Source organism: Martinezella sp. CNPSo 3795, from assembly GCF_057784475.1.
The window spans coordinates 1-14,709 of sequence record NZ_JBXSOQ010000007.1; the positions used below are offsets into that span (position 1 = coordinate 1).

The window sequence follows — 14,709 nt, forward strand, 5'->3', positions numbered from 1 at the left end:
GGGGGCTTCGACCGAGGGTTCGCTGCTTTCGGATGAGGGTTCCGGGGAGGCCTCGGTTTCTATGCTTTCCGACGAAGATTTCGAGTTCGTCGGAACCTCCTCACCCCCCTCTGTCCTGTCGGACATCTCCCCCACAAGGGGGGAGATTGGTTCGTTGGGGCGCTCTTCCGAAATTACATTCGCTTCAGGATCGGCAGGTTGCTCCGGTTCGATCGCCTGAAGATCGTCGTGCTGTTCTTCCGACTCGGATTCGAGGGAACGGGCAGCCTCAGCGGCCTCAATCTCCTTCGCGTCAGACGCATCTGCCTGGCTTTCAGCCTGTTGCTCCTGCTCGGCCGGCGCGGCATCCTCCAACCGATCTCCCCCCATGTGGGGGAGATGTCCCGAAGGGACAGAGGGGGACGGCGCAGGCTCGGCAGGTTCGGAAGCCGGCGAAACATCTACAGCAGGCGCTTCCTGTTCTACAACAGGCACCTCAACCCTCGCCAAATCCTCCGCAGGCGCCTGCTCCTCAGCCGGCTTCTCACGGCCGAAGGTGAAGACTTTTTTAATGAAACCGAGCGCCATGAAGTGTCCGTTGAAGCATTAAGCCGCGTCGGCGGCCAGAAGTTGCATGTCGAGATGCTTGCCATTGTGGCCGGTGATTGCGACCTGCACAAGGTCGCGCGGGCAAAGGCCAGGAGCGGCGACAAGCGTGAAGTTTTCCGTATGCGCCAGTCCGCCATTCTCCACAAGCAGCCATTGCCGTGTGCCGACCATCTTGTCCAGATGGGCTTGGTGCAATCTCTGCCCGGCCTCGCGCAGGCGGGCGGCGCGCTCCTTGATCACGCCGCGATCGAGCTGCGGCATGCGGGCGGCCGGTGTACCGGGGCGTGGGCTATAAGGGAAGACGTGCAGATGCGCGATACCGGCCTCCTCTGCGAGACCGATAGCATTGGCAAACATTTCTTCCGTCTCTGTCGGAAAGCCGGCGATCATATCGGCGCCGAAGCTCGTCTCCGGGCGCAGACGGCGCACATCCTCGATGAAACGGATAGCATCGGTGCGCGAGTGCCGCCGCTTCATGCGCTTGAGGATCATGTCATCGCCATGCTGCAGCGACAGATGCAGATGCGGCATGAAGCGCGGCTCGTCGGCGATGAGATCCATCAGATGCCGGTCGGCCTCGATGCTGTCGATGGAGGAGAGACGCAACCGGCGGATCTCCGGAATCTGCTTCAGCAGCGTCTTGGCAAGCAGGCCGAGCGTCGGCGTTCCCGGCAGGTCGGCGCCATAGCTCGTGGCATCGACGCCGGTCAGCACGATTTCGCGATAGCCGCTTTCGACGAGATTGCGGGCTTGATCGACCACAGCGCCCATCGGCACCGAACGTGAATTGCCGCGGCCATAGGGAATGATGCAGAAGGTGCAGCGGTGGTCGCAGCCGTTCTGCACCTGGATGAAAGCCCGCACATGGCCATCGATATGGCGGATCATCTGCGGCGCAGTCGCCCGCACGCTCATGATGTCGTTGACGCGCAGCTTCTCTTCGGCCGACACACCGAAATCCGGAAGCGCCTGGTAGGAGGCGCTCTTCAGCTTCTCCTCGTTGCCGAGCACGGCATCGACTTCCGCCATTTCGGCGAAGGTCTGCTTCTCGGTCTGCGCGGCGCAGCCTGTGACGATGATGCGGGCATGCGGATTGTCGCGCCGCGCGCGGCGGATTGCCTGCCGCGCCTGGCGCACGGCCTCGCCCGTCACGGCGCAGGTATTGACCAGAATGGCATTGTTGAGCCCGGCTTTCTCCGCCTCGGCCCTCATCACTTCGGATTCATAGGTATTGAGACGGCAGCCGAAGGTAATGACCTCGACCCCGCTCACCGCGCCTGAGCCCCCTGCTCCGGATCGCGCGAAAAGCTGCCCGTCACCGGATCAACGGTGCCGGACCACTCCCATTCGGCAGGCCCGGTCATCACGACATGGTCGTTACTATCCAGCCATTCGATGGTGAGCTTGCCCGGCGCGGGTGCGGAGGCAACCTCGATCGTCACCTTGCGGCCGGTGCGGCCGGTGCGCGCGGCGCTGACGGCGGCAGCACAAGCGGCCGAACCGCAGGCAAGTGTCAGGCCGGCGCCGCGCTCCCAGGTGCGGGTACGCAGCGAAGATGGGGACAGCACCTGTGCGAGCGTGATATTGGCGCGCTCGGGAAACATCGGGTGGTTTTCGAGCAGCGGGCCGAAACGATCGAGATCGAAGGACATCGGGTCCTTGTCGACCCAGAAAATCGCATGCGGATTGCCCATCGACATCGCCGAAGGCGAATGCAGGACCGGATTGTCGATCGGCCCGATCTGCAGCTCGATGCGGCTGGTATCGGAAAATTCCTCGGCAAGCGGGATCTTGTCCCAGTCAAAAACGGGCGTGCCCATATCGACCGAGATCGTGCCGTCCTCATGCTCTCTGGCATTGAGGATTCCGGCGACGGTCTGGAAGGTGAAAACCTTCTTGCCGGTTTCGGCCGCCAGCGCCTGTACGACGCAGCGCGTGCCGTTGCCGCAGGCCTGCGCCTTGGTTCCGTCGCAGTTCAGAATGTCGATCCAGGCATCGGTGCCCTGCAGCTTCGGATCGTGGATCGCCATGATCTGGTCGAACTGGGTGGCCGGATCGGCATTGAGCGCAATCGCCGCCGCGGGCGTCACCACATCCTTGCGGCCGCGCATGTCGATAACCAGGATCTTGTTGCCAAGCCCGTTCATCCTCGCGAATTCGACCGTATTGCTCATGAGATCATTCCTGTTGTCGAGCTGTATATGGCGGAAATGCGGGGGAATTACCAGTGGTGCGTGAAGGACGGCACTTTCAAGATTTACCAGAGTGATCCGGGCCGTCTCTATCCTTCGAGGCTTCGCTCTTCGAGCTCCGCACCTCAGGATGAGGCGGGGTTAACATCGTCGCTGCGCCATGATTTGTGCTGCAGTGCCTAGTTTCCGGAAATGTATGGTCGACACAAGAGATTAGCCCTCATGGTGAGGAGGCCTGCAGGGCCGTCTCGAACCACGAGGGCGGGTGGCTCGTCCTTTGACCACAGCGAAGACCTCACCCAGAAACCTTGACGGAATTCATTTCGAGAAAAAATCATCCATCGATGTCGGATTATCAAAAGCTGCCACGTCCTAGGCTCGTCCACTCCGTCAAACCATAGGGATTATGACCATGCCGAACACCATACGCCTGCACCGCGTTCTGGCCACCAGCCCGGAAAAGGTCTATCGCGCATTTATCGAGGCCGACGCACTTGCCAAGTGGCTGCCGCCGAACGGCTTTACCTGCAGCGTGCACCACTTCGAGGGAAAAGTCGGCGGCACGTTTAAGATGTCGTTCCGCAACTTCACGACCGGCGAGAGCCACTCTTTCGGCGGCGATTTCCGCGAACTGATCCCGGGCGAACTTGTGCGCTACACCGACAAGTTCGACGATCCGAACCTACCCGGCGAAATGGAAGTGACCGTGACCTTGAAGAAGGTTCTCGTCGGAACCGAGGTCAACATCACACAGGCGGGCGTACCCGATGTCATCCCGCCGGAAGCCTGCTATCTCGGCTGGCAGGAATCGCTGATCAATCTGGCGAAACTGGTCGAGCCTGAGATTAAGCAGTAAGGCTCGCCGACGCACGACGCAATCCTTCTCCCCTCGGGGAGAAGGTGCCGACAGGCGGATGAGGGAGCTTGCCCGAGCACACTGAACTCAATGAATTCGAGGCGACTTAACCCCCTCATCCGACCCTTCGGGCCACCTTCTCCCCAGGGGGAGAAGGGATATTTGGCGCCCCCTCACACAATCGGCACATCGAAAACTTCGCCAGCCCGGAGCGGGCGAAAGCGATCCGGCTCCACACCCTCGGCCTTCAGCGCGGCATCCAGCGCCTGAACGGGCGCATCGATGCCCTCGTCCGTCAGCTGGAAGGTCGCGAAATGATGACCGGCGACATAGGCTGCATTGCAGAGCTTCATGCCCTTCACCGCCTCTTCCGGATTCTGGTGCTGGCCCTTCATGAACCAGCGCGGCTCATAGGCGCCGAACGGCAGGATTGCGAGGCGGAAGCCGCCATGTTTTTGCCGGGCGGCCTCATAATTGATGCCGTCGTGAAAGCCCGTATCACCGACATGGTAGATCTTGCCCGCTGGCGTGTTGAGCACGAACGCCGCCCAGAGCGCCATGCGCCGGTCGCCCATGCCGCGCGCCGACCAGTGATGGCAAGGTCCGACATCGATGATCACACCGGCCTTGAGGGCGATACGATCGCCCCAGTCGACAACAGTGATGTCGGCATCTGGAACGGCGCGGCGGATGATCGTGTCGTTGCCGAGCGGCGTGACGATCTTTGGCCGGTGCGCCTGCTGCAGGCGGGCAAGGGTCACGAGATCGAGATGGTCGTAGTGATTATGCGTCACCAGCACGAGGTCGATATGTGGCAGGTCCTCGAAGCGGATGCCAGGCGGCACCACGCGCTTCGGCCCGACGGAGCGGAAGGGGCTCACCCGCTCCGACCAGACCGGGTCAGTCAGAACGTTCATTCCTGCAATCTGCACCAGCATCGAGGCGTGCCCGACCATAGTCACCCGCATCTGATTGCCGAAGACATGCCGGTCGGGCTTGGCCAGCGGAAAGGCGCTGATGACAGGATGGGGCCAGCGCACCCTCCCGCCGCCGAGCTGCCAGCGCAAAAGATCGAACGCGCCGCCAGGCTCGACGCCGCCGGGATTGAAGAAACGTTGGCCATCGAAGTGGTCGGATACCGGACCCTGATAGTAGGGGTTTTTCCTAGCCGAGCGGGATGAGCTTGTCATGCCTTGTCCGCTCCTTGCGCGCCCGTCGCTTCGCCGGCCGGCACACCAATCCTGGCGAGCCATTCCACCACCTTCTGCGTCGTCAGCGCCTCATCGAGCACGACGTTCGCCGGCATTGCGAATAGCTGCGGCGTGAAGAAACTCGTGTCCCACAATGCCGCGCCTGCCACCGGCGGGGAAAGCAGGATGACCTGCCGGCCATCGATGCGCGAAATCGTCTCGACAGAGGCCTCGCCGGAAATGTCGACAAGAGCTGGCTCATCCGGCCGCATCGTCTGATAGCACCACCAAGGCTCGTCATTGCCCTCTTCTGCCACGGTCACGCAGCGCGCCATATCGACAATGAACCTGTTGGGCGTACGGCCGCCCGGCAATCTCTCGCCGAAGGCTGCCTGGATAAGCGTGAACAGATGAAAGCAATTGACGATATTCTCATACCGCAGACGAAAGCCCTGGCGGCTCGGTAGATGCAGCACCAGCAGATCGTCGCTGCGGCTCAACAGCACCTGACGGACCCAGGCGGCACCCGGCGTATAATCCTGCAGTTCGGCAAGCTGCGCCATCAGCGCCTTGTCGCCAGCCGCAAGCTTACGCTGCTCCGGCATGCCGGAAAGATGCGAAACCGCCGATTGGCCAAGCAGCTGGAAGGCGTCGAACAACTGCCTTTGCCGCGGGCTCAGCTCCTTGCTGCCGGCAAAGCCGCGATGGATCTGCGGCAGCCAGGCCAGATAAAGCTCCCATACGGCCGGACCGCTGCGCTCCACCGCGCCACCCTTCTCGACGATGGTGCCGAGCATATTGGCAAGGATCGCAGCACCCGGTGGCGGCAGGCGGCCAAGCTCGCGCGCTGCCCGCGCCGCGATCTTCGGCTGGGCCACGGCAGTCGCGTAGAAGGCCTGCGCCACCGCGTTGAAACGGGCGTCGACCCGGCCACCGGCATAGTTTCGGCAGGCGGCGAGGAGATCGGTCAGGGCTGCATCATTCATTCGGAACTGTCTCGGGGAATCATTTGGCGGCCGGGGATCGATACAACAATTCGAAGACGGTGGTATGGTCAAATCGACATCGATATTGTGATGTCATCCGTGCATTTCAGGCATTTCGGCCGCCTTGGGTTGACTTTGCCGGCCTTTTCCTGTTTATCGCCCGCAATCTGCGACGAGCACAAGCCTCCGAGCCACCGACCGGGACCCATTAAGGTATAAAGAGATCCCGGAGGTCAACACCCGACAGCGCGATGCGCCCTCGGGTGCTTTTTGGCTTTGCGTCTTGTTTTCGTCATGGAAAAGCACGACGTTTTCGGGCGAGGAACCGCGCAAACTTGCGCCAAGTCCAAATCCCAAGCGATCGATAAGGAAGAAACGATGTTTGAAAACCTCCAGGACCGTCTTGGTTCCATTCTGAATGGACTGACAGGCCGCGGCGCGCTTTCGGAAGCCGATGTTTCCGCGGCACTGCGCGAGGTTCGCCGCGCGCTGCTCGAAGCCGACGTGGCGCTTGACGTCGTGCGCTCCTTTACCGATCGCGTCCGCGAAAAGGCCGTCGGCGCCGAAATCCTGAAGTCGATCAAGCCCGGTCAGATGGTCGTCAAGATCGTCCATGACGAGCTGATCGAGATGCTCGGCGGCGAAGGCGTCGGCATCGACCTGAATGCGCCCGCCCCGGTCGTCGTCATGATGGTCGGCCTGCAGGGCTCGGGTAAGACCACTACCACGGCCAAGATCGCCAACCGCCTGACCAGCCGCGACCGCAAGAAGGTCCTGATGGCCTCGCTGGACACGCGCCGTCCGGCCGCGCAGGAGCAACTGCGCCAGCTCGGCGTGCAGACCGGTATCGACACGCTACCGATCATCGCGGGCCAGTCGCCGACCGACATTGCCGCGCGCGCCGTGCAGGCCGCCAAGCTCGGCGGCCATGACGTCGTCATCCTCGACACCGCCGGCCGTACGCATATCGACGAGCCGCTCATGGTCGAGATGGCGGATATCAAGAAGAAATCCAATCCGCACGAAATCCTGCTGGTCGCCGATAGCTTGACCGGTCAGGACGCCGTCAATCTCGCCCGCAATTTCGACGAGCGCGTCGGCATTACCGGCCTCGTGCTGACCCGCATGGACGGCGACGGCCGCGGCGGTGCCGCCCTTTCGATGCGCGCAATCACCGGCAAGCCGATCAAACTGATCGGCGTCGGCGAAAAGATGGGCGAGCTGGAGGAATTCCATCCCCGCCGTATCGCCGACCGTATCCTCGGCATGGGCGACATCGTCTCGCTCGTCGAGAAGGCGGCCGAAAATATTGACGCCGAAAAGGCAGCCGCCATGGCCGCCAAGATGGCCAAGGGCAAGTTTGATCTGAACGATCTGGCCGACCAGCTGAAGCAGATGCAGAAGATGGGCGGCATGGGCGGCATTATGGGCCTGATGCCCGGCATGTCCGGCATGAAGGACAAGATGGCTGCTGCCGGCCTCGACGACCGCCTGTTCAAGCGCCAGCTCGCCATCATCTCCTCGATGACCAAGGCCGAGCGCGCCAATCCGGATCTCCTCAAGCATTCCCGCAAGAAGCGCATCGCAGCCGGCTCCGGCACCGATGCCTCCGACATCAACAAGCTTCTGAAAATGCACCGCCAGATGGCCGACATGATGAAGATGATGGGCGGCAAGGGCAAAGGCGGCATGATGAAGCAGCTGATGGGCGGCCTTGCCGGCAAGATGGGTCTCGGCGGCGGTATGGGCGGCATGCCCGACCTGTCGAACATCGACCCCAAGCAGCTCGAAGCCCTGCAGAAGCAGGCCGAAGCAGCTGGCCTCGGCCGTCCCGGCGGCCTGCCGGGTGGTTTGCCTGGCCTGGGTGGCGGGGGCGGTTTGCCGGGCCTCGGCGGCGCCAAGCTGCCTGGTCTCGGCGGTGGTTTCCCGGGCCTCCCCGGTTTGCCGAAGAAGAAGTGAGAGGGATCGCTGACCATGATTGATCCAGACGTCAAAGCCCAACTGGGCAAATACCGCCAGTCGATCGACAATATCGATGCTGCACTGGTGCACATGCTGGCCGAGCGCTTCCGCTGCACCAAAGAGGTCGGCGTGCTGAAGGCCAAGTACGACCTGCCGCCGGCCGACCCGGCACGCGAAGAATTTCAGATCGAGCGTCTGCGCCGCCTGGCAAAGGACGCCAATCTGGACCCGGATTTCGCCGAGAAGTTCCTGAACTTCGTCATCAAGGAAGTCATCCGGCATCATGAACAGATCGCTGCGGATTTCAAAGGGTAACCCCCTGGCCGCATGATCCCGAAGACGCAGGACGTTTTCAGGGGATCACGCAGCAAGAAAAAAGCAGCGCGACGTAACCATACCGCACAACGAAGCGGTCAAGAAAAGCCTAAGGAGAATGAACATGGCATTGAAAATTCGTCTCGCCCGCGGTGGCTCCAAGAAGCGCCCGTACTACCACGTTGTCGTAGCCGACGCTCGCTCGCCGCGCGACGGCCGTTTCCTGGAGACTCTGGGCTCCTGGAACCCGATGCTTGCCAAGGACGACGCCAAGCGCGTTGAACTGAAGGTCGAACGCATCAAGCACTGGCTCGACCACGGCGCACAGCCGACCGACCGCGTTCTGCGCTTCCTCAACGAAGCCGGCATCGCAAAGCGCGAAGCCAAGAATAACCCGGAAAAGGCAAAGCCGGGCAAGAAGGCTCAGGAGCGCGCTGCCGAAAAGGCACAGAAGGCTGCTGACGCCGCTGCTGCTTCCGAGTAATCGGACCCCGCATTGATTGAAAACGGGTGGCATGGCGACATGCCGCCCGTTTTTTGTTTCCCATCGGCAAATGTTCAGCCTATGAGAGAACCAAAGACAGCGCCGCGTGTCACAAATGAGTGCCAAGGTCGGTCGCTGTAGCATTTTGGATCTGCTGCATAATCCCGGCAATCGGCGAAGAGACCATGACGAAACTGCAAAATCCGGTATTGATGGCCACCATCGGCGCCGCACAGGGCCTGAGGGGCGAGGTGCGTGCCCGCGCCTATACATCCGATCCGACCGCGCTTGGCGATTACGGCCACCTGCACAGCATGGATGGCCGCAGCTTCGAAGTTCTGGAAATCCGCGAGGCCAAGAATGTCGTCATCGTGCGCTTTCGCGGCATCAACGACCGCAATGCCGCCGAGGCACTGAACGGCCTGGAACTCTATGTCGAGCGCGACAACCTGCCGGATGACGAGCTCGACGACGACGAATTCTTCTACACCGATCTCGAAGGGCTGGAAGCCGTCGACGACCAGGGCGTCGGCTACGGCACCGTCAGCGGCATCTATGATTTCGGTGCGGGCGACCTGCTGGAGCTGAAGGGGCCGGGCAAGCGGCCCGTGCTGATCCCCTTTTCCGAAGCCGCCGTGCTCGAAATCGATCTCGAGGGCGGCAAGATCCTGATCGATCCGCTGGCCGCCGGCCTGATCGACAACCCCGACGATCTTATCGGCAAGCCGGCAAAGCCGGAAAAGCCCCAAGGCAAGCCGAAGAAGTGATCCTTATTGGGAAGTGACCGCGCCATGAGTTTTCGGGCGACTATCCTGACGCTCTATCCCGAGATGTTTCCCGGCCATCTCGGCACGTCGCTTGCCGGCAAGGCGATGGAACGCGGGCAATGGTCGCTGGACACCGTGCAGATCCGCGATTTCGCCACCGACAAGCACCGCACCGTCGACGACACGCCGGCCGGCGGTGGCGCCGGCATGGTGCTGAAGCCTGACGTTCTTGCCCGCGCGATTGACCATGCCAGCGAAAACGACAGCCGCCCCCGCCTGCTGATGAGCCCTCGCGGCAAGCCGCTGACGCAAAAGCGCGTGCGCGAGCTTGCAGGCGGCGATGGCGTCATCATCGTCTGCGGCCGCTTCGAAGGCGTCGACCAGCGCGTCATCGACGGCCGTGGCCTCGAGGAAGTCTCGATTGGCGACTATATCCTCTCGGGCGGCGAGCCGGCCGCCCTTATCCTGCTCGACGCTATCGTCCGCATCCTGCCCGGCGTCATGGGCAATGATCTTTCCGGCCTGCACGAAAGCTTCGAAGGCGGCCTGCTGGAACACCCGCACTATACCCGCCCGCAAATCTGGGAGGGCCGAGAGATCCCCGCCATTCTCACCTCTGGCAATCACGCGGCGATCGCCAAATGGCAGAGGGAGCAGGCTGAGAAGCTGACGAAAGAGCGGCGGCCGGATTTGCTGGACGAGTTGCGAAAGAAGTAGCGACAACACGTCTGGATGAACGACATTGGTTCAAGCGCGCCGCAAAACTGGCGCTAATCGCCACTTAATTCAGCCGCAAGGGGTGACAAAGGCGTGACAATAGGGTATGTGCGCGCCCGGCATGGGAAGTTTCCCATCAACCAGCAAAGAAGAGCAGACGTATTCGCTCCTGCCTGAACGGGCATATTATCCGAGGCGTGATCTCCGGGTCCGACCAAAGATAGAATGATGAGCGCTCTGGCTGTTGAACCAACAACGAGGTTGATACTATGAACATCATTCAGCAGTTGGAAGCCGAACAGGCTGCCAAGATCGAAGCCAAACGCACGCTTCCCGAATTTTCCGCTGGCGACACCGTTCGCGTCAACGTGAAGGTCACGGAAGGCAACCGTACCCGCGTTCAGGCCTATGAAGGCGTTTGCATCGCTCGCTCCGGCGGCGGCCTGCAGGAAAACTTCACCGTTCGCAAGATCTCCTACGGCGAAGGCGTCGAGCGCGTATTCCCGGTTTACTCGCCGATGATCGAAAGCGTCGAAGTCGTTCGCCGCGGTAAGGTCCGTCGCGCCAAGCTTTACTACCTGCGCGACCTGCGCGGTAAGGCTGCCCGTATCGTCGAAAACACCGGCACTCGCGCCCGCAAGCTCAACGATGCCGAGCGTCAGGCTCTGGCCGATGAGAAGGCACGCATCGAAGCCGAGAAGGTTGCAGCCGCTCAGGCGCTCGCAGCCGAGAAGGCAGCAGCCGAAGCCGCAGAAGCAAAGGCAGCTGCAGAAGCTGCTGCTGCAGCCGAACCGGCAGCAGAATAAGTTTCGATCCACTTGGGATCGCAAAGCTTGAAGGCGGCCCTCGGGTCGCCTTTTTGCTTCCAGCCGTTGGCGTCCGACAAACGGAAATTTCTCCGTCAGCCGTCTGTTTTAGAGTTGCTTTTCCATTTTTCTGATTGCAGCCAAGGCAACAGCCTTGCCAGCAGCTTTCCAAATATGACAGTTTTCCGCCAGCCTGGCGTTGGATGATTTTAGGTCAAATCGACCCCAAATCTGAATCAGCGCCAGAATCAAATAATGAGAGCATGATGTCGTCCGAAAACCGCTGACACTTTTCGGCATCATGCTCTAATCGGGGAGATTTTCATGGCATTCCGTCGTTCGTTCCTTCTGGGCCTTGGCGCCCTCGTGCTTGCACCTTTCGCCGCCTTCGCCGCCGATCTGCCGAACCTGAACGGCAGGACCGTCGTCGTCGTCACAGAGAACGCCTATCCGCCGTTGCAGTTCATCGACCCAAAGACGAACAAGGCGATCGGCTGGGAATATGACGCGATGAACGAGATCGCCAAGCGTCTGAACTTCAAGGTCGAGTACCAGAACACCAGCTGGGACGCGATGATCCAGGCCGTTTCCGAAGGCCAATACAATATCGGCATGACCGGCATCACCATCAAGGAAGACCGCAAGCAGAAGGTCGATTTCTCGGATCCCTATATGCGCTCGCAGCAGTTCATGCTCGTGCGTGGCGACGAGAAGCGCTTCACCGATGCCAAGAGCTTCGCCGCGGTCAAGGAGGCCCTGATCGGCGCGCAGCCGGGCACGACGCCCTTCTACACCGCCGTCTATGAAGTCCTCGACGGCAACGAGCAGAACCCGCGCATCAAGACCTTCGAAACCTTCGGTGCGACAGTGCAGGCACTGAAGACGGGAGACGTCGACATGGTGCTGACCGATGGCACCGCCGGCAAGGGCTATGTCGATGCCTCCAACGGCGGTCTGAAGCTGGTCGGCGGCCCGCTCGGCACCGAGGATTTCGGCTTTATCTTCCAGAAGGGTTCCGATCTCGTCGCCCCGATCAACGCCGCCATCGCCAGCCTCAAGGCCGACGGCACGCTCGACGCGCTGAACAAGAAGTGGTTCCTCGACTACAAGATGGGCCAATGAGCTCTGAAGACCGATATATTGGAAGCCCGCTCTGATGGCACCTTTGGCAGGTCCGGGCGGGCACCGCGGCAAGGAAGACTTTCCCTGGTGGCTGGTCGCCCTCGCTATCCTCGGCATCGCCGCCTCATTCGCAATTGCAGCGAACGGCCTCTATGCCCAGATTTTCTCTCTTCTGCTGAATGGCATCGGCGTCACGGTCTTCGTGACGCTGGTCGCCTTTACGCTGGCCATGCTGCTCGGCCTGGCACTGGCGCTGCTCGGCCTTTCCGATTTCCTCGTGCTCAGGCAGATGGCGCGCTTCTATATCGAGATCGTGCGCGGCATCCCGATGCTGGTGCTGCTCTCCTATGTCGCCTTCGTCGGCACGCCGGCCTTCGTCGCTGTCTATAATTTCATCACGTCTCCATTGGCCTCCGCTGGCTGGACGACACCGCTCGTCACCCGCGATGTGCCTTTCGTCTGGCGCACGATCATCGCGCTGACGATTGGCTATTCGTCCTTCATCGCTGAAATCTTTCGCGCCGGCATCCAGGCCGTCGACCAGGGCCAGATCGAAGCGGCAAAAGCGCTAGGCCTCAGCCGCTTCCAGCGCTTCCGGCTCGTCGTCTTCCCCCAGGCGATCCGCGTCATCTTGCCGCCGCTGTCGAACGATTTCATCGCCATGGTGAAGGACAGTTCGCTCGTGTCCGTGCTCGGCGTCGCCGATATCAGTCAGCTCGCCAAGCTCTATTACTCGGCCAATTTCCGCTACTTCGAAACGCTGTCGATCCTCGCCTTCATCTATCTGCTGCTGACGATCGGTCTCTCGCTTTTACTCCGGCAGCTCGAAGCCTGGATGCGCCGCCGCTCCGGCAGCGACCGCTCCGCCTTCCCCCGTCTGGCCGCGGGCCAGCCGCCCGGCGCGCAAGTATGATGGCCAAAGGCGACCGTACCGATACTGCCTATCGTCGCCATTGCCGAAGGTTTTGAAAATTGATATGAGCATGGCCATGAGTAAGATCATGAGCAAAGACGGACGTTACGTCACGGCTTTCGTGCTGCAGGACCATAAGCGCCTGCCGGCACGTTTCTTTGCGATGATTTCGGGCGCGCTCAACAGCCGACTTCGCTGATCACACCCGAGGCCGGCGGTCCTGATCCGTCACCCCCCCTTCGATAATGCCAATATGGATCTGTAGCCATGAGCGCTCCACGCACACTGTACGACAAAATCTGGGACGACCATCTGGTCGACGCCCAAGACGACGGCACCTGTCTTCTCTATATCGACCGTCATCTCGTTCACGAGGTGACGTCGCCGCAGGCTTTCGAAGGTCTGCGCATGTCCGGCCGCAAGGTTCACGCGCCGCAAAAGACGCTGGCCGTCGTCGACCATAACGTGCCAACCTCGCCGGATCGCCACCTCGGCATCAAGAACGAGGAAAGCCGCATCCAGGTCGAACAGCTCGCCAAGAATGCCGCTGAATTCGGCGTGGAATACTACTCCGAAAACGACAAGCGTCAGGGCATCGTCCACATCATTGGCCCCGAGCAAGGCTTCACCTTGCCCGGCATGACCATCGTCTGCGGCGACAGCCACACCTCGACCCACGGCGCCTTCGGCTCGCTCGCCCATGGTATCGGCACCTCCGAGGTCGAGCATGTGCTCGCCACGCAGACGCTGATCCAGAAGAAGGCCAAGAACATGCTGGTGCAGGTCGACGGCCAGCTGCCGCCGGGCGTCACCGCCAAGGACATCATCCTCGCCATCATCGGTGAAATCGGCACCGCAGGCGGCACCGGCTACGTCATCGAATATGCCGGCGAAGCCATCCGCTCGCTGTCGATGGAAGGCCGCATGACCATCTGCAACATGTCGATCGAAGGCGGCGCTCGCGCCGGCCTGATCGCTCCGGACGAGGTCACCTTCGAATATATCAAGGGCAAGCCGCGCGCGCCGAAGGGCGAGGCGCTGGAGCAGGCAATCGCCTACTGGAAGACGCTGAAGTCGGATGAAGGCGCACATTACGACCGCATCGTCAAGCTTGATGCCGCCAACCTGCCGCCGATCGTGTCCTGGGGCTCCTCGCCGGAGGACGTCATCTCCATTCAGGGTATCGTTCCGAACCCGGATGAGATCCAGGATGAAACCAAGCGTGCTTCCAAGTGGCGTGCGCTCGACTATATGGGCCTGAAGCCGGGCACGCCGATGACCGAGATCAACATCGATCGCGTCTTCATCGGCTCCTGCACCAACGGCCGCATCGAAGACCTGCGCGCCGTTGCCAAGGTCGTCGAAGGCAAGACGGTGGCTTCGACCGTCGACGCCATGATCGTTCCGGGCTCCGGCCTCGTGAAGGAACAGGCGGAAGCCGAAGGCCTCGACAAGATCTTCAAGGCTGCCGGCTTCGATTGGCGCGAGCCTGGCTGTTCCATGTGCCTCGCCATGAACGACGACCGCCTGAAGCCGGGCGAGCGCTGTGCTTCAACCTCGAACCGCAACTTCGAAGGCCGCCAGGGCTTCAAGGGCCGCACGCATCTGGTTTCGCCGGCTATGGCCGCCGCCGCCGCGATCGCCGGCCACTTCGTCGATATCCGCGAGTGGAAATGATCTGCTTCGATTGATTGACTGCAAAAGGCGGCCTCAGAGCCGCCTTTTTTCTCTGCTGTGAAAATTCTCCCACCTGAGCCGTCTATCTCAGAATTCAGCGACAGCTCTCAGCCCTACCGCCTCAGGCCCGGCTT

At 61.4% G+C, this 14,709-nt stretch carries 14 protein-coding genes and 1 pseudogene; 10 read left to right on the forward strand and 5 right to left on the reverse strand.

Translation table 11 applies throughout. From position 1 onward, the window contains the following. From AC13QY_RS19555 to dapF, 3 genes and pseudogenes are all read right to left on the reverse strand, one after another. Nucleotides 1-567 (reverse strand): annotated as a pseudogene (locus tag AC13QY_RS19555) (signal recognition particle-docking protein FtsY); the annotation flags it as partial. 18 nt (nt 568-585) lie between these two features. After that, a complete protein-coding gene (gene mtaB / locus AC13QY_RS19560; RefSeq protein WP_269244565.1) occupies nt 586-1,860 on the reverse strand; it encodes a tRNA (N(6)-L-threonylcarbamoyladenosine(37)-C(2))-methylthiotransferase MtaB in 1,275 nt (424 codons plus the stop codon). Further along, the gene (dapF, locus tag AC13QY_RS19565; RefSeq protein ID WP_069614770.1) at nt 1,857-2,762 is read right to left on the reverse strand and encodes a diaminopimelate epimerase; all 906 of its coding nucleotides are present in this window, start codon (nt 2,760-2,762) and stop codon (nt 1,857-1,859) included. Before dapF ends, mtaB begins: the two co-directional genes overlap by 4 nt. A gap of 430 nt (nt 2,763-3,192) precedes the next feature. Here dapF and AC13QY_RS19570 point away from each other — a divergent pair, with 430 nt between their 5' ends. Beyond that, the gene (locus AC13QY_RS19570; protein WP_162746327.1) at nt 3,193-3,636 is read left to right on the forward strand and encodes an SRPBCC family protein; all 444 of its coding nucleotides are present in this window, start codon (nt 3,193-3,195) and stop codon (nt 3,634-3,636) included. Between the two features lie 173 nt (nt 3,637-3,809). On the opposite strand, the gene AC13QY_RS19575 is transcribed toward AC13QY_RS19570, so the two are convergent. Together AC13QY_RS19575 and AC13QY_RS19580 are read right to left on the reverse strand one after the other, a co-directional pair. Beyond that, nucleotides 3,810-4,826 (reverse strand): MBL fold metallo-hydrolase, encoded by a 1,017-nt coding sequence (locus tag AC13QY_RS19575; RefSeq protein WP_269244566.1) that lies wholly within the window; start codon nt 4,824-4,826, stop codon nt 3,810-3,812. After that, complete coding sequence (locus tag AC13QY_RS19580; RefSeq protein WP_269244567.1) at nt 4,823-5,812, reverse strand: hypothetical protein; 990 nt, start codon at nt 5,810-5,812, stop codon at nt 4,823-4,825. The genes AC13QY_RS19575 and AC13QY_RS19580 overlap by 4 nt, the downstream gene beginning before the upstream one ends. A gap of 378 nt (nt 5,813-6,190) precedes the next feature. On the opposite strand from AC13QY_RS19580, the gene ffh reads away from it, so the two are divergent. The 9 genes from ffh (at nt 6,191) to leuC (ending at nt 14,575) form a co-directional block, all read left to right on the forward strand. Then, on the forward strand, nt 6,191-7,771 hold the full coding sequence (gene ffh, locus AC13QY_RS19585) for a signal recognition particle protein (protein ID WP_269244568.1): 1,581 nt from the start codon (nt 6,191-6,193) through the stop codon (nt 7,769-7,771). Between the two features lie 15 nt (nt 7,772-7,786). Further along, complete coding sequence (locus tag AC13QY_RS19590; RefSeq protein ID WP_069614775.1) at nt 7,787-8,089, forward strand: chorismate mutase; 303 nt, start codon at nt 7,787-7,789, stop codon at nt 8,087-8,089. A 124-nt stretch (nt 8,090-8,213) separates the two neighbouring features. After that, complete coding sequence (gene rpsP / locus AC13QY_RS19595; RefSeq protein WP_069614776.1) at nt 8,214-8,573, forward strand: 30S ribosomal protein S16; 360 nt, start codon at nt 8,214-8,216, stop codon at nt 8,571-8,573. Nucleotides 8,574-8,758: 185 nt separating this feature from the next. After that, complete coding sequence (gene rimM, locus AC13QY_RS19600) at nt 8,759-9,340, forward strand: ribosome maturation factor RimM (RefSeq protein WP_269244569.1); 582 nt, start codon at nt 8,759-8,761, stop codon at nt 9,338-9,340. Nucleotides 9,341-9,364: 24 nt separating this feature from the next. Further along, nucleotides 9,365-10,057 (forward strand): tRNA (guanosine(37)-N1)-methyltransferase TrmD, encoded by a 693-nt coding sequence (trmD, locus tag AC13QY_RS19605; protein WP_269244570.1) that lies wholly within the window; start codon nt 9,365-9,367, stop codon nt 10,055-10,057. Nucleotides 10,058-10,326: 269 nt separating this feature from the next. Further along, nucleotides 10,327-10,863, forward strand: a complete 537-nt coding sequence (gene rplS / locus AC13QY_RS19610; RefSeq protein ID WP_069614778.1) for a 50S ribosomal protein L19 — start codon at nt 10,327-10,329, stop codon at nt 10,861-10,863. Between the two features lie 324 nt (nt 10,864-11,187). Continuing rightward, a complete protein-coding gene (locus AC13QY_RS19615; protein ID WP_145321986.1) occupies nt 11,188-11,985 on the forward strand; it encodes a transporter substrate-binding domain-containing protein in 798 nt (265 codons plus the stop codon). Nucleotides 11,986-12,019: 34 nt separating this feature from the next. After that, a complete protein-coding gene (locus tag AC13QY_RS19620; RefSeq protein WP_113352922.1) occupies nt 12,020-12,898 on the forward strand; it encodes an amino acid ABC transporter permease in 879 nt (292 codons plus the stop codon). Between the two features lie 267 nt (nt 12,899-13,165). Further along, a complete protein-coding gene (leuC, locus tag AC13QY_RS19625) occupies nt 13,166-14,575 on the forward strand; it encodes a 3-isopropylmalate dehydratase large subunit (RefSeq protein WP_069614781.1) in 1,410 nt (469 codons plus the stop codon). Nucleotides 14,576-14,709 lie beyond the last annotated feature (134 nt).

Bases quoted from the DNA above. Each gene is read 5' to 3' on its own strand.
- dapF (WP_069614770.1), bottom strand. From the start codon at position 2,762: ATGAGCAATACGGTCGAATTCGCGAGGATGAACGGGCTTGGCAACAAG.
- AC13QY_RS19570 (WP_162746327.1), top strand. From the start codon at position 3,193: ATGCCGAACACCATACGCCTGCACCGCGTTCTGGCCACCAGCCCGGAA.
- AC13QY_RS19575 (WP_269244566.1), bottom strand. From the start codon at position 4,826: ATGACAAGCTCATCCCGCTCGGCTAGGAAAAACCCCTACTATCAGGGT.
- AC13QY_RS19580 (WP_269244567.1), bottom strand. From the start codon at position 5,812: ATGAATGATGCAGCCCTGACCGATCTCCTCGCCGCCTGCCGAAACTAT.
- ffh (WP_269244568.1), top strand. From the start codon at position 6,191: ATGTTTGAAAACCTCCAGGACCGTCTTGGTTCCATTCTGAATGGACTG.
- AC13QY_RS19590 (WP_069614775.1), top strand. From the start codon at position 7,787: ATGATTGATCCAGACGTCAAAGCCCAACTGGGCAAATACCGCCAGTCG.
- rpsP (WP_069614776.1), top strand. From the start codon at position 8,214: ATGGCATTGAAAATTCGTCTCGCCCGCGGTGGCTCCAAGAAGCGCCCG.
- rimM (WP_269244569.1), top strand. From the start codon at position 8,759: ATGACGAAACTGCAAAATCCGGTATTGATGGCCACCATCGGCGCCGCA.
- trmD (WP_269244570.1), top strand. From the start codon at position 9,365: ATGAGTTTTCGGGCGACTATCCTGACGCTCTATCCCGAGATGTTTCCC.
- rplS (WP_069614778.1), top strand. From the start codon at position 10,327: ATGAACATCATTCAGCAGTTGGAAGCCGAACAGGCTGCCAAGATCGAA.
- AC13QY_RS19615 (WP_145321986.1), top strand. From the start codon at position 11,188: ATGGCATTCCGTCGTTCGTTCCTTCTGGGCCTTGGCGCCCTCGTGCTT.
- AC13QY_RS19620 (WP_113352922.1), top strand. From the start codon at position 12,020: ATGGCACCTTTGGCAGGTCCGGGCGGGCACCGCGGCAAGGAAGACTTT.
- leuC (WP_069614781.1), top strand. From the start codon at position 13,166: ATGAGCGCTCCACGCACACTGTACGACAAAATCTGGGACGACCATCTG.